This window comes from Thiorhodococcus minor, assembly GCF_010820565.1.
In the GTDB taxonomy this organism is placed as follows: domain Bacteria; phylum Pseudomonadota; class Gammaproteobacteria; order Chromatiales; family Chromatiaceae; genus Thiorhodococcus; species Thiorhodococcus minor.
Window position 1 is genome coordinate 57,917 of record NZ_JAAIJQ010000012.1, and the last position, 25,202, is coordinate 83,118.

23 protein-coding genes are annotated in these 25,202 nt (G+C 65.5%); 5 read left to right on the forward strand and 18 right to left on the reverse strand.

Annotation, left to right across the window (positions count from 1 at the left end):
• Positions 1-15 precede the first annotated feature (15 nt).
• Positions 16-633, forward strand: a complete 618-nt coding sequence (locus G3446_RS05860) for an O-methyltransferase (protein ID WP_245232339.1) — start codon at positions 16-18, stop codon at positions 631-633.
• A 333-nt stretch (positions 634-966) separates the two neighbouring features.
• Here G3446_RS05860 and G3446_RS05865 read toward each other — a convergent pair whose 3' ends face one another.
• From G3446_RS05865 to mnmG, 13 genes are all read right to left on the reverse strand, one after another.
• Entirely contained in the window at positions 967-1,392 is a 426-nt protein-coding gene (locus tag G3446_RS05865; RefSeq protein ID WP_164451638.1) for a F0F1 ATP synthase subunit epsilon, read from the reverse strand.
• A gap of 12 nt (positions 1,393-1,404) precedes the next feature.
• Positions 1,405-2,787, reverse strand: a complete 1,383-nt coding sequence (atpD, locus tag G3446_RS05870; protein ID WP_164451640.1) for a F0F1 ATP synthase subunit beta — start codon at positions 2,785-2,787, stop codon at positions 1,405-1,407.
• A 78-nt stretch (positions 2,788-2,865) separates the two neighbouring features.
• A complete protein-coding gene (atpG, locus tag G3446_RS05875; RefSeq protein WP_164451642.1) occupies positions 2,866-3,729 on the reverse strand; it encodes a F0F1 ATP synthase subunit gamma in 864 nt (287 codons plus the stop codon).
• Between the two features lie 134 nt (positions 3,730-3,863).
• A complete protein-coding gene (atpA, locus tag G3446_RS05880; protein WP_164451643.1) occupies positions 3,864-5,405 on the reverse strand; it encodes a F0F1 ATP synthase subunit alpha in 1,542 nt (513 codons plus the stop codon).
• 13 nt (positions 5,406-5,418) lie between these two features.
• Positions 5,419-5,958: a F0F1 ATP synthase subunit delta gene (locus G3446_RS05885; protein ID WP_164451645.1), complete on the reverse strand. Its 540-nt coding sequence runs from the start codon at positions 5,956-5,958 to the stop codon at positions 5,419-5,421.
• 9 nt (positions 5,959-5,967) lie between these two features.
• Positions 5,968-6,438 (reverse strand): F0F1 ATP synthase subunit B, encoded by a 471-nt coding sequence (locus G3446_RS05890; RefSeq protein ID WP_164451647.1) that lies wholly within the window; start codon positions 6,436-6,438, stop codon positions 5,968-5,970.
• 78 nt (positions 6,439-6,516) lie between these two features.
• Entirely contained in the window at positions 6,517-6,768 is a 252-nt protein-coding gene (gene atpE / locus G3446_RS05895) for a F0F1 ATP synthase subunit C (RefSeq protein WP_007042874.1), read from the reverse strand.
• A 94-nt stretch (positions 6,769-6,862) separates the two neighbouring features.
• Positions 6,863-7,732: a F0F1 ATP synthase subunit A gene (atpB, locus tag G3446_RS05900; RefSeq protein WP_164451649.1), complete on the reverse strand. Its 870-nt coding sequence runs from the start codon at positions 7,730-7,732 to the stop codon at positions 6,863-6,865.
• Between the two features lie 10 nt (positions 7,733-7,742).
• Entirely contained in the window at positions 7,743-8,123 is a 381-nt protein-coding gene (locus tag G3446_RS05905; RefSeq protein WP_164451651.1) for an ATP synthase subunit I, read from the reverse strand.
• Positions 8,124-8,270: 147 nt separating this feature from the next.
• Complete coding sequence (locus G3446_RS05910; protein ID WP_164451653.1) at positions 8,271-9,212, reverse strand: ParB/RepB/Spo0J family partition protein; 942 nt, start codon at positions 9,210-9,212, stop codon at positions 8,271-8,273.
• 11 nt (positions 9,213-9,223) lie between these two features.
• Complete coding sequence (locus G3446_RS05915; RefSeq protein ID WP_164451656.1) at positions 9,224-10,012, reverse strand: ParA family protein; 789 nt, start codon at positions 10,010-10,012, stop codon at positions 9,224-9,226.
• Positions 10,013-10,019: 7 nt separating this feature from the next.
• A complete protein-coding gene (gene rsmG / locus G3446_RS05920; RefSeq protein WP_164451658.1) occupies positions 10,020-10,670 on the reverse strand; it encodes a 16S rRNA (guanine(527)-N(7))-methyltransferase RsmG in 651 nt (216 codons plus the stop codon).
• Entirely contained in the window at positions 10,667-12,547 is a 1,881-nt protein-coding gene (mnmG, locus tag G3446_RS05925) for a tRNA uridine-5-carboxymethylaminomethyl(34) synthesis enzyme MnmG (RefSeq protein ID WP_164451660.1), read from the reverse strand. Before mnmG ends, rsmG begins: the two co-directional genes overlap by 4 nt.
• A 138-nt stretch (positions 12,548-12,685) precedes the next feature.
• Between mnmG and G3446_RS05930 the strand changes: the two genes are divergently transcribed.
• The 3 genes from G3446_RS05930 to G3446_RS05940 are packed head-to-tail and all read left to right on the forward strand — an operon-like array spanning position 12,686 to position 16,705.
• Positions 12,686-13,642, forward strand: a complete 957-nt coding sequence (locus tag G3446_RS05930) for an AAA family ATPase (protein WP_164451662.1) — start codon at positions 12,686-12,688, stop codon at positions 13,640-13,642.
• Between the two features lie 17 nt (positions 13,643-13,659).
• Positions 13,660-14,694 (forward strand): DUF58 domain-containing protein, encoded by a 1,035-nt coding sequence (locus G3446_RS05935; RefSeq protein WP_245232337.1) that lies wholly within the window; start codon positions 13,660-13,662, stop codon positions 14,692-14,694.
• Positions 14,687-16,705, forward strand: a complete 2,019-nt coding sequence (locus tag G3446_RS05940) for a transglutaminase TgpA family protein (protein ID WP_164451664.1) — start codon at positions 14,687-14,689, stop codon at positions 16,703-16,705. The genes G3446_RS05935 and G3446_RS05940 overlap by 8 nt, the downstream gene beginning before the upstream one ends.
• A 249-nt stretch (positions 16,706-16,954) precedes the next feature.
• Here the strand turns inward: G3446_RS05940 and G3446_RS05945 are convergent, their stop codons facing one another.
• The 5 genes from G3446_RS05945 to G3446_RS05965 form a co-directional block, all read right to left on the reverse strand.
• Positions 16,955-19,393: a response regulator gene (locus G3446_RS05945; protein ID WP_164451666.1), complete on the reverse strand. Its 2,439-nt coding sequence runs from the start codon at positions 19,391-19,393 to the stop codon at positions 16,955-16,957.
• Positions 19,394-19,613: 220 nt separating this feature from the next.
• Complete coding sequence (locus G3446_RS05950) at positions 19,614-20,897, reverse strand: DUF58 domain-containing protein (protein WP_342450048.1); 1,284 nt, start codon at positions 20,895-20,897, stop codon at positions 19,614-19,616.
• Between the two features lie 59 nt (positions 20,898-20,956).
• Entirely contained in the window at positions 20,957-21,742 is a 786-nt protein-coding gene (locus tag G3446_RS05955) for a PP-loop family protein (protein WP_164451670.1), read from the reverse strand.
• Complete coding sequence (locus tag G3446_RS05960) at positions 21,669-22,289, reverse strand: metallophosphoesterase family protein (RefSeq protein ID WP_164451695.1); 621 nt, start codon at positions 22,287-22,289, stop codon at positions 21,669-21,671. The genes G3446_RS05955 and G3446_RS05960 overlap by 74 nt, the downstream gene beginning before the upstream one ends.
• Positions 22,290-22,336: 47 nt before the next feature.
• Complete coding sequence (locus G3446_RS05965) at positions 22,337-23,335, reverse strand: zinc-dependent alcohol dehydrogenase family protein (RefSeq protein WP_164451672.1); 999 nt, start codon at positions 23,333-23,335, stop codon at positions 22,337-22,339.
• Between the two features lie 220 nt (positions 23,336-23,555).
• Between G3446_RS05965 and G3446_RS05970 the strand changes: the two genes are divergently transcribed.
• Positions 23,556-25,130, forward strand: a complete 1,575-nt coding sequence (locus G3446_RS05970) for a GNAT family N-acetyltransferase (RefSeq protein WP_342450050.1) — start codon at positions 23,556-23,558, stop codon at positions 25,128-25,130.
• The last annotated feature ends 72 nt before the right edge of the window (positions 25,131-25,202 follow it).

Below are 25,202 nucleotides of genomic sequence, written 5' to 3' on the forward strand. Positions count from 1 at the left end.
CGCCTTCACGGCTAGCTGCTCGCGCGCTCACTGCGCAAGAGCGACGTCAAACGACGGCTGCTCGAGACCACGGCCGCGCTGAGCAAAGGTGGGATGCAGATCGCCCCGGAGCAGGGTCGATTCATGGCGCTGCTGGTGGAGCTGTTGGGCGCCCGGCGCATCGTCGAGGTGGGAACCTTCACCGGCTACAGCGCGCTGTGCATGGCCGAGGCCATGCCGGCGGGGGGCGAGCTGATCTGCTGCGACCTCAGTGAGCAATGGACCGACATCGCCCGCGACTTCTGGCGCAAGACCGGGGTCGAGGCGCGCATCGAGCTGCGGCTGGCACCGGCGCTCGAGACCCTCGATACCTTACTCGCCGAGGGGCAGGAAGGCCGCTTCGTCCTGGCCTTCATCGATGCGGACAAGGGTAGCTATGGCGCCTATTTCGAGCGCTGCTTGCGGCTGCTACGGCCGGGCGGCCTCATGCTAATGGACGACACCCTCTGGGGCGGCGACGTGGCGGATCCCGAGAAGCAGGACGCCGACACCCTGGCTATCCGCACGCTCAAGGCGGCGCTGCTCAAGGACGATCGCATAACCCTGAGCCTGGTGCCGATCGGCGACGGGCTGACGCTCGCTCGCAGACGCTAGCGGACGAGCGGGCGACCCGCTGGAGACGTGGGGATCTTCATGAGCTGTCATCCAAGAAAGGAGGCCGTAGCGCTCACTCAATGGCTCGACCGAAGGACGTCAGATTGGGTCGACCGCTCGCTTCCTGGAAACTGCGCCGCGACTGGGGCGGTCGGAGCAGCTCTCATCGCGCCGGGGCGGCGCTCCTACACGGTGCCGACCAACCGACTGATCCGACAAAGCCGGTCGCTGGAGGCTGGCAGCTCTTTTCCCGTAGAACGCAAAGCGCCCCTATCGTTGCGATAGGGGCGTTTGCATCTGCACGATCAGGATAGCGCCTCGCGGCGCCGCCGATCAGCCTGCCTTGAGCTTGCGCAGCTTCTCGATGGCACGCAGCTGGGCGACCGCCTCGGCGAGCTCGGCCTGGGCCTTGGCGTATTCGAACTCGGCGGCGTGTCCGGCAAGTGCCTCTTCGGCGCGGCGCTTGGCCTCCATCGCGGCGGCCTCGTCGAGATCGTGGGCGCGGATCGCCGTGTCGGCCAGGACGGTCACGACGTGCGGCTGAACCTCGAGCATGCCGCCGGAGACGTAGAAGTGCTCCTGCTCTCCGTGCTGATTCTCGACGCGAATGTCGCCAGGACGCAGCCGGCTGATGAAGGCCGTGTGGCGCGGCGCGATGCCGACTTCACCCATCTCGGCGGTCGCGTACACCATGGTCGCCATGCCGGAGTGGATGGCCCCCTCCGCACTGACGATGTCGACGTGGATTGTCATTGCCATGGGAAAGTCCCCTTAGCTGGCCATCTTCTCGGCTTTCGCCACGGCCTCGTCGATTCCGCCGACCATGTAGAAGGCCTGCTCGGGCAGGTGGTCGTACTCACCGTTGACGATCGCCTTGAAGTCCTTGATGGTGTCCTTGACGGACACGAACTTACCAGGCGCACCGGTGAAGACCTCGGCGACGAAGAAGGGCTGCGACAAGAAGCGCTGGATCTTACGAGCACGGGAGACGGTGAGCTTGTCTTCTTCGGACAGCTCGTCCATACCCAGGATTGCGATGATGTCCTTGAGCTCCTTGTAACGCTGCAGCGTCCCCTGCACCGCGCGGGCGGTGTCATAGTGCTCAGTACCCACGACATTGGGGTCGAGGATACGGCTGGTGGAGTCCAGCGGATCCACGGCCGGGTAGATGCCCAGCTCGGCGATCTGACGCGAGAGCACCAGGGTCGCGTCCAAGTGCGCGAAGGTGGTGGCCGGCGAGGGGTCGGTCAAGTCGTCCGCAGGGACGTAAACGGCCTGGAAGGAGGTGATGGAGCCGGTGCGGGTCGAGGTGATGCGCTCCTGCAGGGCGCCCATCTCGGAGGCCAGGGTCGGCTGGTAGCCAACCGCTGAAGGCATACGACCCAGAAGGGCGGAGACCTCGGTGCCGGCCAGGGTGTAACGGTAGATGTTGTCGATGAACATCAGGACGTCACGACCTTCCTCACGGAAGTACTCGGCCATGGTCAGACCGGTCAGGGCCACACGCAGACGGTTGCCTGGGGGCTCGTTCATCTGGCCGTAGACCAGGGCGACCTTGTCGAGGACGTTCGACTCCTTCATCTCGTGGTAGAAGTCGTTACCCTCACGGGTACGCTCGCCGACGCCCGCGAAGACGGAGTAGCCGGAGTGCTCGACCGCGATGTTACGGATGAGCTCCATCAGCGTAACCGTCTTACCCACGCCGGCGCCGCCGAAGAGTCCAACCTTACCGCCCTTGACGATCGGCATGATGAGGTCGATGACCTTGATGCCGGTCTCGAGGATCTCGGTGCTGGCGGCTTGGTCTTCGAGCTTCGGCGCCTCGCGATGGATCGACCAGCGCGCTTCGCTGTCGACGTCGCCCTTCTCGTCGATCGCGTTGCCCAGCACGTCCATGATGCGACCCAGGGTCGCCGTGCCGACCGGCACCTGAATCGGGGCGCCCGTCGCGGTCACGTCGACGCCACGCTGCAAGCCGTCGGTGGAGCCCATGGCGATGGTACGCACGACGCCGTCGCCGAGCTGCTGCTGAACCTCGAGCGTCAGCCCGGTCGATTCGATCTTCAGTGCGTCGTAAACCTTGGGCATCTCGCCGCGCGGGAACTGAACGTCCACGACGGCACCGATGATTTCCACCACGTTACCGGAGCTCATAAGTCTTTTCCTCTTCTGCCTTGCGGCGTCTAGCGATTCTGTCTGGATCTGAGTCTGAAAACTGGGTCGGCACGGCAATCAGACGGCGGCGGCGCCGCTGACGATCTCGGAGATCTCTTGCGTGATCGCGGCCTGACGCGCCTTGTTGTAGACGAGCTGCAGCTCATTGATGAGGCTGCCGGCGTTGTCGGACGCCGCCTTCATCGCGACCATTCGCGCCGCCTGCTCACAGGCGCCGTTCTCGACCACGCCCTGGTAGACGAGCGATTCGATGTAGCGCGTCAGCAGCGCGTCCAGCACCGTGCGGGCGTCCGGCTCGTAGATGTAGTCCCAGTGATAGGGCATGTCGTCGCGCTCGCCGCCGACAATGGGCACCAGCTGACGAATCACGGGACGCTGCGTCATGGTGTTGACGAATTCGTTGCTCGCGATGTAGATCGCGTCGATCTCGCCGGACTCGAAGGCGTCTAGCATGACCTTGACCGTACCGATGAGGTCCTCGATGTGCGGCTTGTCGCCCAGATGCGTCGCCTGCGCCTTGACATCGCCGCCGAATCGCTTGAAGAAGCCCAGCGCCTTGGAGCCGATGGTGCAGAACACCGGCTCGATACCGGCGGCACGCTGCTCCTTGATCTCCGCCAGCAGACGACGGAAGAGATTGCTGTTCAGGCCGCCGCAGAGTCCACGATCGGAAGAGACGACGATGTAGCCGATGCGCTTGCGCTCGCGCTCGACCGCCATGTAGGAGTGGCGATACTCAGGCGTCGCATTCGCCAAGTGGCTGATGACCTGGAGCATCTTCTCCGCGTAGGGGCGGGAGGCGGACATGCGGTCCTGGGCCTTGCGCATCTTGGACGCCGCGACCATCTCCATGGCCTTGGTGATCTTCTGCGTGCTCTTGATGCTCGCGATCTTGGTGCGGATTTCTTTGGCGCCTGCCATTTTTTAGCTCCCAGCCTCCAGCTTCCAGCCGCCAGCCTGTTGGCTGGTCGACTAAGGAGGTTCGATACTTGTAAACGCACCGCGCCAGCGGCCGCGCCCCCGGCTGGAGGCTGGCCGCTGGCCGCTGGCGGCTATTACCAGGTGTTGTTGGCTTTGAAGTCCTTGATCGCAGCATGCATGGCCTGCTGGATCTCGTCACTGTAGTCGCCGGTCGAATCGATCTTGGCGAGCAGATCGGCCTGCGCGGACTTAATGTAGCTCTGAAGGGCATGCTCGAAATCGACGACCTTTTTCACATCGACGTCATCGAGATAGCCTTCATTGGCCGCGAACAGCGAGATGGCCATTTGACCCACGCCCATCGGCGAGTACTGCATCTGCTTCATCAGCTCGGTGACACGCTCGCCACGCTGCAGCTGCTTGCGGGTTGCCTCGTCGAGGTCGGAGGCGAACTGCGAGAAGGCCGCCAGCTCGCGATACTGGGCCAGCGCCAAACGGATACCGCCGCCGAGCTTCTTGATGATCTTCGTCTGGGCCGCGCCACCAACACGAGACACCGAGAGACCGGCGTTGATGGCCGGACGGATGCCCGCGTTGAAGAGGTCGGTCTCGAGGAAGATCTGACCGTCGGTGATCGAGATGACGTTGGTCGGAACGAACGCAGAGACGTCGCCGGCCTGAGTCTCGATGATCGGCAGCGCCGTCAGCGATCCGGTCTGCCCCTTCACCTTGCCGCCGGTCTCCTTCTCGACGTAGTCGGCATTGACGCGTGCGGCACGCTCGAGCAGACGCGAGTGCAGGTAGAAGACGTCACCCGGATAGGCCTCGCGACCCGGCGGACGACGCAGCAGCAGGGAGACCTGACGATAGGCCCAGGCTTGCTTGGTGAGGTCGTCGTAGACGATGAGCGCATCTTCGCCCTTGTCCCGGAAATACTCACCCATGGTGCAGCCGGCGTAGGGCGCGAGGAACTGCATCGCCGCCGACTCGGCCGCGGGGGCGGACACGACGATGGTGTGCTCCATGGCGCCATGCTCCTCGAGCTTGCGCACGATGGTCGCGACGGAGGAGTTCTTCTGGCCAACGGCGACGTAAATGCACTTAACGCCTGTGCCCTTCTGGTTGATGATGGCGTCGATGGCGACGGCGGTCTTGCCCGTCTGGCGGTCGCCGATGATCAGCTCGCGCTGACCGCGACCGACAGGCACCATGGCGTCGATGGCCTTGAGGCCGGTCTGCACCGGCTGATCGACCGACTGGCGCGAGATGACGCCGGGGGCGACCTTCTCGATCGGCGAGGTGGCAGCGGCCTCGATGGGGCCTTTGCCGTCCATCGGGTTGCCCAGGGCGTCGACGACGCGACCGAGCAGACCCTCGCCGACCGGCACCTCAAGGACGCGCCCGGTGCAACGGACCCAGTCGCCTTCAGACAGGTGCGTGTAGTCGCCCAGGACCACCGCGCCCACTGAGTCGCGCTCCAGATTCAGCGCCAGTCCATAGGTGTTGCCCGGGAACTCGAGCATCTCGTAGTACTGAGCGTCGGACAGACCGTGGATACGCACGATACCGTCGGTCAGACTGACGATCGACCCTTCGGTCCGGGCCTCGGTCTGAAGATCGAACTTCTCGATCTTCTGCTTGATGAGATCGCTGATCTCGGATGGATTCAGTTGCATGGCGGTGTCCAGTTCAGAATTGCAAAGCGTGGGCGAGCTGCTTGATCTTGCTGCGAACCGAGTCGTCGATGACGAGGTCGCCGGCGCGGATCTCGATGCCGCCGATCAGGGTGCTGTCGGTCTCGATCTCGAGATCGACTTGACCGCCCAAACGCTTCGATAGGGCCTGCGCGAGCGCGTCCTTCTGCGCGGCGTCGACCTCGAATGCAGTCCGGACCAGGACTTGCCGGACGCCTTGATCGGCAACACGTCGCTCCTCGAAGAGCCGAGCGATCTCGGCCACGGCCTCGAGCCGCGAGTTCTCCGCGAGCAGCTTCACGAGATTGACGGCCTCGCCCGGGAGGGCATCGCCACACACTTCGAGAATGAGATCCCGAATCGACTCCCTCGGCACCGTCGGATTGCCGATCTGGGCGACCAGCTGCGTATCGGACGTCACCGCGGCGAGCAGCTCCAGCGCCTCGGACCAGGCATCGACCTGCCCGCTCTCCTTGGCGCGCGCGAAGACGGCCTCGGCATAGGGGCGCGCGATGGTGGTGATATCTCCGGCCATGGGTAACCCCTAGAGCTGCTTGGCGAAATCGTCAACGATCGAGCGATGGCTATCGACGTTGATCTCTTTCTGGAGGATCTTCTCGGCGGCGGCCATGGCGAGCGTCGCGACCTTCTCGCGCAGCTCCTCGCGAGCCCGGTTGGCCTCGCGCTCGATCTCCGCCTGCGCGGCAGCGACGATGCGCTCGCCTTCGACGCGGGCGTCGGACTTGGCCTCCTCGACGATATCTGTGGCACGCTTCTGCGCCTGCCCGACGATATCGGCAGCCGTTGCCTTGGCCTCCTTCATCACCTCGAGCGCCCGCTGCTCACCAAGCGCCTTTTCCTGGTGGCCACGCTCGGCCGCGGCGAGACCTTCGGCGATCTTTGCCTTGCGCTCCGCCAACGCATTCACGATTGGCGGCCAGACATACTTCATACAAAACCCGACGAACACCGCGAAGGTGATCATCTGGGCGAACAGGGTCAGATTGATATTCATAGACTTGCCTCGTGCCTTAGCCTTGAGCGAAGCAGGGTGACAGGCGGTCGCCCGGCCCCGGCTGAGCCGGACGCGATATTAGGCAGCGAACATCAGGTAGAGACCCATGGCGATCGCGATGACGGGCAGCGCGTCGACCAGACCCATGACGATGAAGAACTGGGTACGGAGCATCGGGATGAGCTCAGGCTGACGCGCAGCGCCTTCCAGGAAACGGCCACCCAGGATACCGATACCAACGCCGGCACCGACTGCACCGAGGCCGAGCATCAGGCCAGCACCGATGAATTTGATAGCCATAGCGAATGCTTGTGCGACTTCGAGCTCCATGAGATCCCCCAAGGGTTAGTGAGTTGAGACTGAAGAGTCTGTTAAAGAATCAGCTTGAAAGAAAACCGTCGAGAAACGGAAACAGCAAACGCTATCAGTGATGCTCCTGATGAGCCATGTCGAGGTAGACGATGGTCAGCACCATGAAGATGAAGGCCTGAAGCGTAATGATGAGGATGTGGAAGACGGCCCAGACGAATTGCAGGACGCCAGCCGTTCCAGCCAGGACCACGCCGCCACTGTACAGCAGCGCGATCAGAATGAAGATCATCTCGCCGGCGTACATGTTGCCGAACAGCCGAAGGGCGAGCGAAACGGGCTTCGACAGCAGACTGATGCCCTCGAGAATGAGGTTGGCCGGCATGCCCCACTTGCCGAAGGGCTGCAGGGTCAGCTCGCCGAGGAAGCCACCCACACCCTTCATCTTGATGCTGTAGTAGAGCACCATGAAGAAGACCATGAGCGCCATGCCGAAGGTGGCGTTGGGGTCGGTGGTGGGCACAACCTTGAGATAGACGTGATGCGGATCCGCCCCGAGAACGGCCATGAGCTGACCGAAGAGATGCGGAATCAGATCGACCGGGATCAAATCCATCAGGTTCATGAGGAAGACCCAGACGAAGATCGTCAGCGCCAGGGGCGCGACCATCGGGTTCTTCCCGCTGAAGGAGCCCCGGACGTTCTCTTCGACGAAGTCGACGATCCATTCGACGAAATTCTGCGCGCCGCCGGGAACGCCGGCAGTCACGTTGTCGGCGACCTTGCGGAACAGCCAGATGAAGACGACACCCAGGAGTATGGAGAAAAACATGGTGTCGACGTTGATCGCCCAGAACCCCATCTCGGCCGCCTCGGCGCTATTGTGGGCGAAACCGAGCCCATGCTCCGGATGGACCCCGAGCGTGAGATTGGTCAGATGGTGCTGGATGTACCCCTGGGAGGTGAGCGTTTCAGAAGAAGACATCAGGTCATTCTCACTTCGTGGTTCGGCTGTCCAGTTGAGCGGCAATGACGGTCGCAATCACTTGGACCGCGAAATAGGCCGCAAGCAATGCCGCTATGTTCAAGTCGTCGAGCGTTGCGAAGGCAACGGCGAATACGCCGACAATCAATACGATTTTGGCGATCTCGCCGGCGTAGAAACGACCAACGAGCCGCTCTGGCTCTTGAGCACGGTATTCGCGAAAAACCCAGCCCGCGAGCATGGCATTTGCCAGCACGCAGGCTCCGGCCCCGATCAGCACTGAAATTGCAACTGGAGCGCCAAACGGCAGAGCTGCTACTGCTAGGAGCAGACCAAGAACAAACTGGATCTTCACGATCCGCTTGGCCTGGCGCACGTCAGGCTGTTGCATCAGATTATCGCGAGTAGGTGAGCGCCTGGCTCACCGGGCGCGCAGTATAAGGGGTTGTCGATATTGGGTCAACGGACCTCAAAGAGTTTTATGCGCCTATTCGACCACTTACAGCTCGCGGAGCGAGCGGCGCATCATGAGGCCCGCTCATTTGATGTGCGAGAGGATTCCGTCGAGCTCGTCTAGGGTGTTGTAGGCGATCACCAGCTTGCCGGAGCCGCGGGTGCCGTGCTGGATCTGCACCTGCGCCCCCAGCTTGTCGGTCAAATCCGTCTGAAGACGCCGAATGTTGGGATCCAGCTCGGGCGCAGGGGCAGTCTCCCCCGCATCGTCCGCTTGCTGAAGACGCTTGACCAATCGCTCGGTCTCGCGCACGGAGAGCCCCGCGGCCACGACTTGCTTGGCCGCCTGACTCTGCGCCTTACCCTTCAGCCCGAGAAGCGCGCGCGCATGCCCCATCTCCAGCTCGGAGTGCTCGACGAGCGCCTTGACGTCGGCCTCGAGCTCGAGCAGCCGCAGCAGGTTGGTGACCATGGTGCGCGACTTGCCGACGGCCTCCGCGACCTGCTGATGCGTCAAGCCGAACTCGGAGATCAGTCGCGCGAGGGCGCCGGCCTCCTCCAAGGGATTCAGATCGGCGCGCTGAATGTTCTCGATGAGCGCGATCGCCAGCGCCGTCTGCTCGTCGACCTCGCGGATCACCACTGGGATCTCCGCGACCCCCGCCTGCTGGCAGGCACGCCAGCGACGCTCGCCGGCGATCAGCTCGTAGCAGGCCCCGCCGTCGCCCGGCTCGGTCAGCGGACGCACCACGATGGGCTGGATCACGCCCTGCGCCAGGATGGAATCGGCCAGCTCGCGCATCGCGTCGGCATCGAAGTCGCGGCGCGGCTGATAACGGCCCCGCTGGATGTGCTCGACCGGAAGATGGGCGATCTGATCCGAGGTCGTAGTCTTGGCCTCGACCTCGGACTCGCCGGGAGCGCCCGACACGACCGCAACCTGCGGCGTGCGCGCGGCGCCGAGCAGCGCGTCCAGACCGCGGCCCAGCCCCTTTTTCTTCGCCGAAGGTTTTTGCTCCATGTCCATACGACCGGACCTCAGGCGGCGCGCTGCCGCTTATCGTGCCGACGCAGGATCTCGCTCGCCAGCGCCAGGTAGGCGATCGCACCCTTGGACTGCGGATCATAGATCAGGGCGGACTGACCGTGGCTCGGCGCCTCCGCCAAACGGACGTTGCGCGGGATGATGGTGCGGTAGACGTCGTCCTTGAAGTGCGTGATGAGCTGGGTCGAGACCTGATTGGCGAGGTTGTTGCGCGGGTCGTGCATGGTGCGCAAGATACCCTCGATCCGCAGGGCGGCATTGCGGCTCTCGCGAATCTGCTCGACGGTATCCAGCAGCGCGGACAGCCCCTCCAGGGCGTAATACTCGCATTGAATCGGGATCAGCACCCCATGCGCCGCGACCAGGGCATTCACCGTCAGCATATTCAGCGACGGCGGACAATCCACGATCACAGTCTCATAGGCCTCGGCCGCGCTGCCCAGCACCTTGCTCAGACGCCGCTCCCGGTCCGGGGAGTCGATCAAGCCGATCTCGGCCGCGGTCAGATCCCCATTCGAGGGGAGCAGATCGAAGCCGGGCGACGGCTCGGTGACGCGCTGGATGCAATCAGCGATCGCTATGTCGGTGAGCAGCAGATCGCAAGCCGTATAATCGAGCTCGTGCTTGTTGATCCCGCAGCCCATGGTCGCATTACCCTGGGGGTCGAGGTCCACCAGGAGCACGCGATGCTTCAGCGAGGCCAGCGAGGCGGCGAGATTGACTGCCGTCGTGGTCTTGCCGACCCCGCCCTTCTGATTGGCGATCGCGATGATGTTGGCCATAGTCGGCTCAATCACTCCGGATTTCGATCAAGTGTCGTGTTTCGTCCAGGAAAGGCACGCGCAGGGGATGGACCTTCGGGGCAGCGGCGGAGAAGCCCGAGGCGTCGAGGGCCTCGTCCGTTTGGCGGCCTTTCATGAGAAGCAAGCGCCCCGGCCGCGCGAGCCACTGGGCGGTCGGGGCTCGCAGAATGGCGTCGGCGGCAACTGCGCGACTCACTATGGTACTGAATTTTCCCTGCGGCCGGTATGTTTCCATCCGCGATTGAGTGGGCTCGACGTTCGCGAGGCCCAGCTCCAAGACCGCCTGGCGCACGAACCGCACCTTCTTACCATTGCTGTCGAGCAGGCAAAAACGCCGTGCGGGATTCAGGATGGCAAGCGGAATTCCCGGCAGACCCGCGCCTGTACCTATGTCGAGGACGGTATCGCCGAAGAGGCAGGGCTGGATCGCGAGACTATCCAGCAAATGCTTGGCGACCATCTCGAAGGGATCGCGAACCGCCGTCAGGTTGTAGGCGCGATTCCAGCGCGCCAGCATCCCCAGATAGCGCAGCAAGGCCGCCTGCCGATCCGGCGTCAGCGCAAGCCCCAGCTCGCCACTGCCAGCCGCCAGCCGCTCGGCGAAGCGCGGATCGTCGATGACCTCCGAGGCCGTCATGACGCCGCGGCCTGTCGCTTCAGATGGATCAGCAGCAGCGAGACCGCCGCCGGCGTGACGCCCGGGATGCGCGCCGCCTGCCCGATGGTGGCCGGGCGCACGCGCAGGAGCTTCTCCCGCACCTCGACGGAGAGACCGCGGACCTGATCATAGTCGAAGCCCTCGGGGAGCGCCTTGGCCTCCTGCTCGCGCTGGCGCGCGATCTCGTCACGCTGGCGACTGATGTAGCCGTCATAGCGCGCCTGGATCTCGAGCTGCTCGGTGACGTCGCGCGACAGCGGCTCGGGCGGATCGCCGGTCAGGGCGCGAATGGCGGCGTAGTCGACGCTTGGGCGCGCCAGCAGATCCAGCGCGCGCGCCTCGCGCCGCAGCGGCTCGCCCAGCACGCGCGCCATCAGAGCCGCGTCCAGCGCCTCCGGCCTCACCCAGGTGCCGCGCAGACGTTGGCGCTCGCGCTCGATCGCCTCGCGCTTGGCCTCGAAACGGCGCCAATGATCGTCCCCGACCAAGCCGAGCCGCCGACCGCTCTCAGTCAAGCGCAGATCCGCATTGTCTTCCCGAAGCATGAGCCTGTACTCGGCACGGCTGGTGAACATGCGGTAGGGTTCGTTGGTCCCACGGGTGATGAGGTCGTCGACCATGACGCCCAGGTAGGCCTCGTCGCGGCGCGGCAGCCAGGGCTCGCGCTCCTGGACCTGGAGCGCCGCGTTGGCGCCCGCCAGCAAGCCCTGGGCACCCGCCTCTTCATAGCCCGTCGTGCCATTGATCTGGCCGGCGAAGAAGAGGCCCCGGATGAAGCGGGTCTCGAGCGACGGCCCGAGGTCGCGCGGGTCGAAGAAGTCGTACTCGATGGCGTAGCCGGGGCGCGTGAGGTGTGCCTGCTCGAGTCCGGCGATGGAGCGCACCAGCGCCTCCTGGATGTCATATGGCAGACTGGTGGAGATGCCGTTGGGATAGACCTCGTGGGTATCGAGTCCCTCCGGCTCGAGGAAGATCTGATGCGACGCTTTGTCCGCGAAGCGCACGATCTTGTCCTCGATCGAAGGACAGTAGCGCGGCCCCACACCCTCGATCACGCCGGTGAAGAGGGGCGAGCGCGACAGCCCGGAGCTGATGATCTCATGCGTCCTTTCGTTGGTGTGGGTGATGTGGCAGCTGATCTGACGCGGGTGGTCGGCAGGACTGCCCAGGAAGGAAAAGACAGGGATGGGATCGTCGCCCGGCTGCTCCTGCAGGCGGCCGTAATCGATGGTGCGACTGTCGATGCGCGGCGGCGTGCCTGTCTTGAGGCGCTCGACGCGAAAGGGCAGCTCGCGCAAGCGGCGGGCAAGGGCGTTGGACGGTGGATCTCCCGCACGGCCGCCCTCATAGCTAGACAGCCCAATATGGATGCGTCCGCCGAGGAAGGTGCCCACCGTCAGCACGACCGCGCGCGCACGAAATTCCAGCCCCATTTGAGTCCGCACGCCCACGACCCGATCCTGCTCGACGACGAGGTCGTCGACGGCCTGCTGAAAGATCGCGAGATTGGGCTGGCTCTCCACGCCGGCGCGCACGGCCGCCTTGTAGATGGCTCGGTCCGCCTGGGCGCGCGTGGCACGCACCGCCGGCCCCTTGCTGGCATTGAGCACGCGGAACTGGATGCCGCCCCGGTCAGTGGCGCGCGCCATGAGGCCACCGAGCGCATCGATCTCCTTGACCAGATGCCCCTTGCCGATGCCGCCGATCGCCGGGTTGCAGCTCATCTGACCGATGGTCTCGATGTTCTGGGTGAGCAGCAGGGTGCGGGCGCCGCAGCGGGCGGACGCGAGCGCCGCCTCGGTGCCGGCGTGTCCGCCACCAACGACCACGACGTCGTAGGAATCGCTTGCGATCATCGAAGTGCACCTGAGCCAATCGAACTCGTTAGCTTAACCCAATCCGGGCTGAAGCAGTCATGCCCGACAAGAACGCTCGAGAGCAGAAACCGATGCGCGGCCCAAAGGGGCCCGCGCCGCTGAGGGAGCAACCAGAGCATGAGCCTAGCGCGACGTCGACCCCAGAATGAGCCTCGGCCGCGAGCGGCCCTCGCCGACAGCATCCTCGACAGCGCCCGCGCGGTCATCCTCGGCAAGGATCGAGAGCTGCGGCTCGCGCTCGCCTGCCTCTTGGCGCGCGGGCACTTGCTGATCGAAGATCTCCCTGGCGTCGGCAAGACGACGCTGGCCCACCTGCTCGCCCGCCTCCTCGGGCTCGACTACTCGCGGATTCAGTTCACCAGCGACCTGCTGCCGGCCGACGTCATCGGGGTGTCCGTCTACGACCGGGCCGCGGAGGGCTTCCGTTTCCACCCCGGCCCGGTCTTCTCACAGCTGGTGCTGGCCGACGAGATCAACCGCGCGACGCCCAAGGCGCAGAGCGCCTTGCTCGAGGCGATGGAAGAGCGCCAGGTCACGGTCGAGGGCGAGACGCGGCCCCTCCCCGAGCCCTTCTTCGTCATCGCCACCCAGAACCCGCTCCACCAGGTAGGCACCTTTCCCTTGCCCGAATCTCAGCTCGACCGCTTCCTGATGCGCATCCAGCTCGGCTATCCGGACGCCGAGCAGGAGAAACAACTGCTCGGCGGCGAGGACAGACGCGACATGGTCGCGCGCCAGGCGCCTGCGCTGACCAACGCGGAGCTGATCGAGCTGCAGCGCTCCGTGACGCAAATCCATGCGGCACCGCCCGTCATCGACTATGTCCACGCCGTCTTGCAGTTCACCCGCGGCTCGGAGCGTTTCGCCTATGGGCTCTCGCCTCGCGCGGGGCTCGGCATGCTGCATGCCGCCAAGGCCTGGGCGCTGTTGGCGAGCCGCGACTATGTCATCCCAGAGGATGTCCAAGCCGTGCTGCCGGCCTGCGTCGCGCATCGCTTGGCCTCCGGCGAGATCGGTCAGCGCGAGGGCGCGGAGGACGCCGCGCGCTTCATCCTGGACAGCGTCCCAGTCTAGTGACGCCGAGGGTCGGCATGCCATCAGCTGCAGCACATCGCGCGGACCGGCGCAGGGACGGCGCCAGCGGACAGGGAGCCAGCCTTCGCGGCCGGATCGCGGGCCGCGTCGGCCGCTACTTCGAGAGCATGCTGCGCCGAGTCCCCATGGGGTCGGATGGCGTCGCCCGCGTCGGGGCGCGGCAGATCTACATCCTGCCGACGGCGACGGGCATGACCTATGGCGCCGTGATGCTGGTCATGCTGCTCGGCTCGCTGAATTACCAGAACAACCTTGGGCTGCTCTCCACCTTCTTCCTCGCCTCGGTCGCGATCATCGCCATGCACCACACCTGGCTGAGCCTGCTCGGACTCGCGGCGCAGGTGCGCGGCGGTCCCGCCGTCTTCTGTGGCGAGACGGCGACCTTCGAGATCACCCTGCACGCCGAGGGCCGTCGCGCGCGCTACGATCTGCGGGCCCGTAGCGACGACAAGCCGCCCCCCAGCCTGCAGATCGCCGCGGGCGACCAGGCCACGGTCAAACTGGGCCTGAGGACCGCAAGGCGCGGCCAGCTCGAGCTCGATAAGCTCACCCTCGAGACGAGCCACCCCATGGGCCTCTTTCGCGCCTGGTGCTATGTCGAAACCGATGCGACCACCCTGGTCTATCCCGCACCGGCGGCACATGCACCAGACCCAAGCCATGACGCGGGCGACGACCGTCGCCCCCACCGGCATCGCGGCGAGGGCGCGGAAGACTATCTCGGCTCGCGCGGCTACCGACCGGGCGACTCGCCGCGCCACATCGATTGGAAGGCGTTCGCGCGCGAGCGGGGGCTCTTGGTCAAGGAGTATGGCGGCGACGAGGGCCAAGACGTTTGGATCCAGTGGTCGGCGCTGCGGGCAGGCGACACCGAGACCCGTCTCAGCCTGCTGACCCGCCAGGTCCTCGACGCGACCGAGGCCGGACTCCGCTTCGGGCTGAGGCTGCCCGACGGCATGGAGCCCTTGGCGCGAGGGGCCTCACACACCCAACGCTGCCTGAAGCGGCTCGCGCTCTTCAGCCATGCCTGAGCGGCGCATCCCAGCCGGCGAGCGCGCGAAGCCCAGCCAAGTCCTTTGGACGACCCTGCTCGTCATCGCCGCCTGCCTGCCCGTGATGCCCCACCTGCGATGGCAGGTCAACGCCTTCCTTGCGCTCGTCTTCGCCGTCCGCCTGCTGGGACTGCGCTGGCCGTCGGCGATGCCAGGAAGGGGCCTCCGCATCCTGCTGACCTTCGCGGGGGTCGCGAACTGTCTGCACGGCTACCACACCCTCGCCGGCCAGGACGGCGGGGCCGCGCTCTTCGCGACCATGATCACCTTGAAGCTCCTGGAGCTCGACTCGAAACGCGACCTGCGCCTGACGACCATCCTCGTCGGCTTCCTGATCGTGGTGCAGTTCCTCTTCGACGAGTCCTTCAGCATCGCCGCCTATCTGGGCGTGGTCTCCCTGGGCATGATTGCGCTGCTGGTGAAGCTGAACGGCGGCTTGGGCGAGGCCGGGGCGCGCCCAGCCCTACGCGTCACCTATCGGCTCGCGCTGCAAGCGCTGCCCTTGACGCTCGTGCTCTTCGTGCTCTTTCCACGGCTGGAGGCGCCGCTCTGGAATCTCGGATTCGAGCGCGAGGCCGCCATGACCGGCATGTCCGACACCATGGAGCCTGGCGCCATCAGTGAGCTCGTCGTCAACGGCGAGGGCGCCTTCCGGGTGCGCTTCGAGGGCGCCCCCCCCGACAGCGGCCAGCTCTATTGGCGCGGCCCAGTGCTCTGGGAGATGGACGGCAGGCGCTGGACCCAGGGCGACGCGCCCCACGAAAGCCCGAGACCCAGCGAGCTGGTCGCGGCGAGCGAGCCGATCGAGTACGAGGTGGTGCTCGAGCCGACGCGGCAGCGCTGGCTCTTCGCCTTGGACATGCCCGTCACCGCCCCGAGCGATGCCTTCATCACTCCCGCGCTCCAGGTCGTCGCGAGACAACCGATCAACGCGCTGCGGCGCTATCGGGTGCGCTCCGTGATGAGCTACGCAACCCAGGCGCCCAGCCAAGAGGTGCGCCTGCTCGCCCTCCGGCTGCCGGACAACATCACGCCGCGGATGCGCGCGCTGGTCGCGGATTGGGGCGCAGAAGCCCAGACGGAATGGCAGCTAGTCCAGCGGGGGCTGGCGTTCTTCAACCGCGAAGCCTTCCACTACACCCTGCTGCCTCCAGCGCTCGGCGCCAACCCGGCCGACGAGTTCCTCTTCGAGACCCGCGCCGGCTTCTGCGAGCACTACGCCAGTGCCTTCGCGCTGCTCATGCGCATCGCCGGCATCCCCTCGCGTATCGTGCTCGGCTATCTCGGCGGCGAGGACAACGACATCGGCGGCTACAAGATCGTCCGCCAGTCGGACGCCCATGCCTGGGTCGAGGTGCTGATCCCGGAGCGCGGCTGGGTCCGCGTCGATCCCACGGCCGCGGTGGACCCCTCGCGGATCGACCGCCGCAGCGCGTCCCGCCTGCTTGGGGCCAATGCCTCGCTGCGCTTCAGCATCGACGAGACCAACGGTTTCGCGCGCTTCGCGCGGAGCATGCGACTGCTGGCCGACACGCTCGACGCCACCTGGCAGAACTGGGTGCTCGACTTCTCGACCGAGGATCAGCTGGCCCTGCTCGACAAGCTCGGCCTGAGCGCCTTTCGGGAATACGGCCTCGCGGCCCTCATGATGCTAGCCATCTCCCTGACCTTGGCCGTCATCCTGCTCGCGCTCAGCCGCGACAATCCCCCGCAGGACGCCCTAGACGCCCTCTACGCGCGCTTCTGCCGCAAGCTCGCCCGCGCCGGGCTGCCCAAGCATCACCACGAAGGCCCGCGCGACTATGGGCGCAGGGTGACAGCCGAGCGCCCAGACCTGGCTGGGCCAGTCGGTCGCTTCCTGGCGCTCTACATCCCCAGCCGCTACAGCGCAAGCGCTTCGCCCCAAAACCTGGAGCAACTGCGCGCGCAGCTGCGCGACTTCGCCCCAAAAGAGCCTGGATCGCCGTTGAGCCTAAAGCGATCTCGTTAATCCTATCGCTTTCTTGAGACGCACCTCTGGACACGGCAGGACTGTATTTAAAGGACTTTTTAGGCCACAAAGATCGCGAGGATTTCCGTGTGATGCAGGACCCGGACGCTCACCATCAGGGGCAATAACAGACCAAAGAAAGCCCGTCGTCTCTCTTCGCGGCCTTCGTGCCATTGCGGCTCAAGTCTCCGAATCGCGGGCCGCCTGATATCCGATAAGGGGTCAACCGGGCAAGCAGCAAGCCAGCAGTCACTGACCGCGCGTGCGGCTGATCCAGGTATCGATGGCCGCGCAAAGCTCCTTGAGCCCGAGCGGCTTGCTCAAGTAATCGTCCATGCCGGCCTCGAGACATTGCTCCCGGTCGCCTGGCATGGCGAGGGCGGTCAGGGCGATGATCGGTGTACGCCTCAGCTTGGGGTCCTTGCGGAGTCGGCGCGTGGTCTCCAGGCCATCCATCTCCGGCATTTGGACGTCCATGAGGATGACGTCCGGATGTCGGTCGCGCGCCAGCGCGATCGCCTTGACGCCATCGCTGGCGGTCCAGACCTCGCAGCCCTGAATCTGCAGGTAGGTCGAGAACATCTCCAGGTTGCTCGCGTTGTCGTCCACGAGCAGCACGCCAGGCCGCTCGAGCGGTGCGCTCGGCTCGCTGGCCCCGCCATCACCAGCCTGAACCTTACCTAGCCCCTGTGACGCCTGCATCTGCGGGGACCAGGGCAGGATGATCTCGAAGCGGCTGCCCTTGCCGACCTGGCTGCTGACCTCGATCCGCCCCTTGTGCAGCTCGGCCATGCCGGCGGCGAGGGCAAGCCCCAGGCCGGTGCCGTCGAACTGACGCGCCGGGCGGCTGTCGAGCTGGACGAAGGGTTTGAAGAGCCGCTCGAACTGATCCTCCGGAATGCCCACCCCGGTATCCCAAATGCCGAAGCGCAGCTCTCCGGCGGCCGCGTCCACCTTGACGTCCAGACCGATGGAGCCCCCCTCGGCGGTGAACTTGACCGCGTTGCTGAGCAGATTGACGAGCATCTGCTTCAGCCGACGACTGTCCCCCTGCACCAGCCGAGCCTCAGGATCGATGCTCAGGGATACCTGCAGATCCTTGCCTTTTGCCGCCGGACCGATCAGCCGCAGGCTGGCATCGCAGAGCTGGCTCACCGGCACCTGGTCCCAGCGCAGGCTCATCTGCCCGGAGGCGACGCGCGACATATCCAAAACGTCGTTGATCAGCTCCAGGAGATGCCGGCCGTTCTCGTGCATCATGCGGACGGCCTTGTCCTGCTGCTTGGTCAGCGGCCCCAGCAAGCCGTCGCCCATGGTCTCCGAGAGCCCGAGGATGGACGTCAGCGGGGTACGCAGCTCATGGCTCATGGCGGCAAGGAACTCGTCCTTGGCCTGGGCCGAGCGGGCCAGCTCGGCATTGGCCCGATCCAGCTCCAGGGTGCGCTCGCGCACCCGCTCGGCGAGCTGCGAGCGCTCCTCGGCCAAGGCCTGATGGGCCACCCTGAGCGCGGCCTCCGCGTCCTTGCGCGCCGAGATGTCGGAGAAGGTCACCACGGCACCGACCAGCTCCCCCTCCTGCCGAATGGGATTGGCGAAGTACTCCACGGGGAAATGCGTCCCGTCCGCGCGCCAAAAGATCTCGTCGTCGACACGCGCTGGAATGCCGTCGCGGTAGGTGATGTAGGCGCGACAGCGCTCGACCGGATAGGGCGTCCCGTCCGGGCGGGAGTGGTGCAAGGTCTCGTGCATGTTGCGGCCGATCAGACCCGCCGGCGACGAATAGCCCAGCATGCGTGCGCCGGCCGGGTTGCAGAAGATGCAGCGACCCTGGCTGTCGACGCCATAGATGCCCTCGCCGGTGGACTCCAGGAGCAGCCGGGAGCGCGCCTCGCTCTGCGTCAGACTGGCCTGGAATCTGGCGAGACTCTCCTGCATGGCCTTGAGCGCCCCCAGCATCTCGGCCTGCTCGCCCGTCCCCTTGATCTGGATGGGCGTCGAGAAATCGCCGGCGCTGATGCGTCGCGCCACCGCGGTGACGGTCGCAATCGGCTGACCGATGGCCCGATCCACCAGCCAGATGAGAAAGAGCACAGCGATGCTCATCACCGCCATCATGAGCACCAGGATCCACTGCTCGATCCGCTCGGTCCGGGCCTCGATTTGGCTGAGCCTAAGCCTTTTGTGATCGAGCGCCGCCGCAACCACCTCGTCGATCAGATCCGTCGGCTCGCGGTCGATGCCCCGGACGCGTCTGTCGACTTCGAGCTGGGGACTGGGATCGTCGCGGCGATAGAAGGCCAAGGCCGCACGGTACTCTTCGCCGAGACGCCGATGCGCGGCGAGGAAGCGCTCGGCGGTCGCCTTGGCCTCGAGGCTGTCGTCGAGCAGGGAGATGAGACCCGCGATGCTCCGACGCGTCTTCGCCTCCTCGGATTCGAAGCGCTCGAAATAGTCGTCGTACAGCTCCGGGCGCTGACCGCGCAGCAAGACGTTCTTCCACTCCTGAACCTGCTTCTTGAAGTGCACCTGAGCGTTGAGGGCGCTCACCAGGACCTCGGACGTCCTATCCCGGACCGCCGCCTCGCGGCTCGCGGCCTGGGTCAGGAGGTAGAAGCCGTAGAGGCTCGCGATGAGATTGACGATCAGGATGGCGATCAGCCCGACTGCGAGCTTGGTTCGGATGTGCATGCGTTGCAGGTGGGAGTAGGACAGGTGGACCGAGCGGGTCCTTGCTCAGGGGCCCCTTGCGGATCATCGGACGCCCATAGCCGGCCGAGCAAGGCTCAGAAGCGGCTCGCGCGGTGAGCAGGAGGAATCCCGTCGCACGACGGAGCTGCCATGATAGCCGGCACGCGCCTTCCGGCCCAAATCAGAAGCGCGCTCGGGGACGTCTTCCAGGCACCATTGATTACAGCGACCCGGCGCGCTTGATCGCGAAATAACGATTGACCAAGGCGACCGGCAGCTGGGCCGGCAACAGGTCGAGCACATGGACGCCCAAGTGCTGCAGACGCTCCTGATGACGTCGCCGCCTTGCGAGCCAGTCATTGACGGCATGAAAGCGCAGTGCGCCCCGGAGGTCCTGAATGGGCGCATCCAGGGTCTCGTCCAGGGCCGACTCGCGGAGATCCGCGATCACGACCAGATGGCGCCGGCGCAGCAGCGCGGCGGTCTGCTCCAATCCGGCCTGATCCTCGTCGCGACTATTGGTGATGATGACCACCAGGGCCCGCCTCGGCAGGGCCCGCAGAAGCTCTTGTCCCGCGCTCAGCGGGTCCGCAGCCTCCATGCTCGGCTGGAGGTCGTAGATGGTCTCCAGCATCCGGCTCACCGTCGCGGGCTCCTTGCGCGGCGCCAGCCAGCGCTTGGGGCCGCCATAGGTCATGAGTCCGACGGCGTCGCCTTGACGAACGGCGACATAGGCCAGGAGCAGCAGCGCGTTGAGCGCCTCGTCGAGATGCCCGCGACCGGCATCCTGATGCCGCATGCGGCGCCCGCAATCGAGCAGGAAGACCAGCCTCTGATCGCGCTCGTCCTGATACTCGCGCGAGATCAGCTTGCGCATGCGCGAGGTCGCCTTCCAGTCGATCTGGCGCAGGCTATCACCGCGTCGATACTCGCGCAGCTGGTGGAACTCCGCCCCGATCCCGCGTCGCTGCAGGCGACGCACCCCCACTTGAGCGAGCTGATCGTTGGCGGCCAGCAGGGTGTAGTGACTGATCTCGGCGAAGTTCGGAAAGACCCGCAGCTGGACCTGGAGGCCAAGGGTGCGCCTTTGCTGCCACAGCCCCAGCGGCGAGCGCAGCAGGAGGTCGCAGCCTGGCATGAGGAAATCGCCGCGCGTGGCCGGGCGAAGCCGATACTTCAGGCTGGCGCGGACCTTGGCGGCGAGACGCAGCGTCTGCGGGAGCCCGCTGACGCCAAACTCGGCCGGATGGAGATCGTGGACCTCGAGCCTGAGAGGATATGGCGAGGGGTTGGCGAAGCGAAGCTCGACCTGGCTCCAAACGCCCTGCGGCAGGGTCCGGTTCATCCGGCGTGCGAGCCTTGGCGATGGCAACCTTCGCAGCAAGAAGAGATCCGTCGCGGCCGCCCCAAGCAAGAGGGCCCCGACCGCCTGCCAGAGCAGCACGGCCGACGGCAGCCAGACCGCGCTCAGTCCGATCCCGGCCCAGACGGCCAAGACGGTCACCAAGGCCCCTCGGGGCCTCATCGGCGTCTTGGCCGTCCCCCGTCCTATCGCACCGGCGTTCACGCCGCCTCTGGATCTTCCGTCTTGCGGCCCGGCCGCGGGAGACCACCCTCGGTCATGATCGGCTTGATGGCATGGAGGAGATTGGCGAAGAGGGTGCTGTGAAGCTCCTCCTCGCGCGCGAGGAGCGCCTTCATGTGCTCGCGCCGCGTCGGCATGGAGAAGCAGGCGGGACAGGAGTCCGGGATGATCGGCAGACCGGCCCGGCGCGCAAAGTCCCCGGTCTGGCGCTCCCGACAGTAGACCAGCGGCCGAATGATGCGGATATCGCCCTCATTGTTCAGATAATGCGCCTTCATGGTGCGCAGCTGGCCGCCATGAAAGATGGACATCAGAAGGCTTTCGGCCAGATCGTCGAGGTGCTGCCCGAGCGCGAGGACGTTATAGCCCTGCTCCCGGCAAATCCGGTACATGATGCCGCGCTTCATGCGCGAGCAATAGGCACAGAAGGAGTCGCCGTCCATATGCGACTTGGCCTGCTCCATCAGCGGCTGCTGCTCGTAGTGCCAAGGCACGCCGATACGGTCGTAATAGTCCTTGAGCGATTGCGGGTCGAAGCCTGGCACCTCCGGGTCGACCGTGAGGACGCCGAGCTCGAAGCGGACCGGGGCATAGGTCCGCAGGTGGCTGAGGATCTGGAGCAGGGACAGCGAGTCTTTACCGCCGGAGACCCCGAGGAGGATGCGGTCTCCGTCGCCGATCATGCGAAAGTCAGCGATCGCGCGTCCGACCTGCCGGAGCAGCGACTTGGGCGGCTTGGCCAATGTGGGATTGGGGCTTCTCATGGAGGTGAGTGTATCTCAGTCTCCGCTTCAGTAAGCTCAGCGGAAACCGATAGGTCTCGACATGCCAGTCGCCCGGCGTCGCGACCAGCACCATGCAAGACGGACCGCCGTGCGTGCGTGCCCGCCCCGCGGCCCCCGGGTTGAGCACCCAAGGCAGCCTGTGAAGGTCCTCGACGAGCCTATGACTGTGGCCGTAGACGATGGCGCGGACATCGGGAAAGCGAGCGCGCAGCAGACGATGGCGGTCGCGCGCCGGCAGCTGATGGCCGTGGATCACGACCAGTTTGCCTCCGGGAAGCCCCTGCTCGATCCATTCAGGCAGGTGGACCAAGAGCTGCCGATCTTCCTCCGGCCACTTGCGCGCGACGTCGTTGTTGCCGAAGACGGCAAGCACGCGGCCGAGCCTCGGCTGAAGCTCCGCGAGAATGGAGGCGCGACCGATGTCGCCGCCATGCACGGCCAGATCGCAGCCGGCGACGACCTCCTGAACGCGCGGATCGACCGCCCCGTGGGTGTCCGAGAGCAGCGCGATCCGCACCTTGCCCATGGTCGCGATCTTATCCACTGTGCGCCTCGTTCGGTTGCTCGCCGCCCTCAATCCATCGTCAGCGCCAGCTTACCGGTCACATGCCCCTGCTCGATGAGCCGGTGCGCTTCCGCCGCTTGCGCCAAGGGGAACGTCTGAGAGACATGGATGCGCAGATCGCCACGATCGATGAGATGGCTGCAGCGGCGCAAGATCTCACCCTGATGGACGCGCGCGCGCGGCAGGTCTCTGAGCATCGGGGTCAGCATCAATTCCAGGCTGATCCGCAGATTGCGGATACGCGCTTCCTTGAGATCCAAGGCATCACCTGGGTCCAGGATGGTCACCAGATCGCCGTAATGCGCCATCGCGGGGATCGTCTGGCGGAAGACCTCAGGCCCCACGGTGTCCAGCGCGATATCCACGCCCTCGCCCTCCGTCCATTCCATCACGGATTCGACGAGGTCTTCATCCTTGTAGTTGATGCAGAATTCCGCACCCAGGGCATGCGCGAAGTCGGCCTTATCGGCGCTGCTCACCGTCGTGCAGACGCGCGCGCCGGCGGCCCGCGCGAGCTGGATGGCGACGTGCCCGACGCCACCGGCGCCCGCGTGGATGAGCACCCGCTGCCCCTCGCACAGCCGCGCGCGGTCGTGCAAGGCCTCCCAAGCCGTCAGCAGCACCAGGGGCGCGGCGGCGGCCTCGGTCATGCCGATGCTGCGCGGCTTGGCCTGGGCCAGATGATTGTCGAGGAGGATGTATTCGGCGTAGTTGCCGACGGGACCACCGATGCCCCCGCAGCAGAGCCAGACCTCGTCGCCCGGCTTGAAGCGCGTCACATCGGAACCGACGGCCTCGACCACGCCGGCGCCATCGCAGCCCAGAACGGCGGGAAGGCCATCCGGCAGCATCGGGCCGTTCGCACGCACCTTGGTATCGACTGGATTGACGCCGGCCGCGCAGAGCTTGACCAGGATGTCCTCGGGGTCATTCAGCTCGGGCGTGGAGCGCTCGACGGTCGCCAAGACGTCCAATCCGCCGGTTTCTCTTATCTCGATCGCTTTCATGACTGCCCAAAGGCCTCCAGACAAAGATGCCGACCGCACGCCGGCCGTTTGCGATTCTCGAGACCGAGCAGGGTCTCGTTTCTCGTGCGAAAGATGGGGGCACCCGGACCGTTTGAACAGCCCGACGCCCCGCCCCGACACGGCGCCGCGACCTCGCCTTCTGTCGCCACCCGGAATCGAGTAACGTATGCGGCGCCCCAATTCCCCCTGGAGACCCAGCGTGCCCGCGAAACCCAAACCAAGCTCCGCCAAGCAGAGGCTGATCGTCCGCAACGCGCGCATCAAAGACATCGCGGCGATTCGCACCCTCGTCTCCAAGGTGTACGAAGCCTCCAAGATGGGCACCTACTCGCCAGCGATGCTGCGGGGCCAGATCAACAAGTTTCCGGAAGGCCAATTCGTCGCCGAATACCAAGGGGTCATCGTAGGCTATTGCGCCACCTTCCTGATCGACGGCCAGCACGCCCTGAAGCCGCATACCTGGCGCGAGATCACTGGCGGCGGCTATGCCTCGCGGCACGACCCGGACGGCGACTATCTCTACGGCATGGAGGTCTGCGTCGACCCCGACTATCGCGGACTGCGCATCGGACAGCGGCTCTACGACGAGCGCAAGAAGCTGGCGCGCTCCTGGGGCGCCAAGGGCATCGTCTTCGGCGGCCGGCTGCCGACGCTCGCCAAGCGCCTGCGGCGGTTCGGAACGGCCGAAGACTATTTGGAAGAGGTCAAGGCCAGCCGCCAGCGCGATCCCGTCCTGACCTTCCAGATGCGCAATGGATTTGCGGTCTTGGGGCTGCTGGACGACTACCTGCCGGAGGACAAGGAGTCGCTCGGCCACGCGGTTCACTTGCTATGGCGCAACCCCAACGCACCTGACGAGCAAGAGGAGAAGCGCGCCAAGACCTATGGTGCCAGACTTCCGGACACCGTGCGAGTCGCTACCGTCCAATACATGCAGCGCCGCGTCGGCTCCTTCGCCGAGTTCCTCGACCTGGTGCGCTACTTCGTCGATGTCACGGCGGACTACCGCGCCGATTTCGTCGTCTTTCCCGAGCTCTTCTCGCTGCAGCTGCTCTCGATGGAGGACCAGGAGCTGTCGCCGGCAGAGTCCATCGAGGCGCTCACCAAGTACACGGAGCCCTTGAAAGAGGCGCTCCGCGACATGGCCGTGCGCTACAACACCAACATCATCGGCGGCTCCCACCCGACGCGCATGCCCAATGGCCGGGTGGAGAACATCTGCTATATCTGCCTGCGCGGCGGCGAAGTCCATGAGCAGCCCAAGATCCACCCCACGCCCAACGAGGTCTACTGGTGGAACATCGAGGGCGGCCATTCGCTCAACGCCATCGATACCGACTGCGGACCCATTGGCGTGCTCATCTGCTACGACGCCGAGTTCCCGGAGCTCGGGCGGCACCTGGTCGACCAAGGGGCCAACATCATCTTCGTGCCCTTCTGCACGGACGAGCGCCAGTCCTACCTGCGGGTGCGCTACTGCGGACAAGCGCGCGCGGTCGAGAACCAGTGCTACGTCGTGCTCTCCGGCAACGTCGGCAACCTGCCGAACGTCCACAACATGGACATCCAGTACGCGCAGAGCTGCATCCTCACGCCCTGCGACTTCCCCTTCGCCCGTGACGGCATCGCCGCCGATACCACGCCCAATGTCGAGACGGTGGCCTTCGCCGACTTGCGCCTCGAAGCACTCCGCGCCGCCCGCAACAGCGGGACGGTCCAGAACCTGAAGGACCGCCGCCACGACCTCTATACGACCGTCTGGCGCGAGAAATGAGTGCGCTCATTGAGGCGCCAACAGGGATGCGCAAGTCGCGCGCTGCTCCAATGCCAGGACGGTATTCGATCA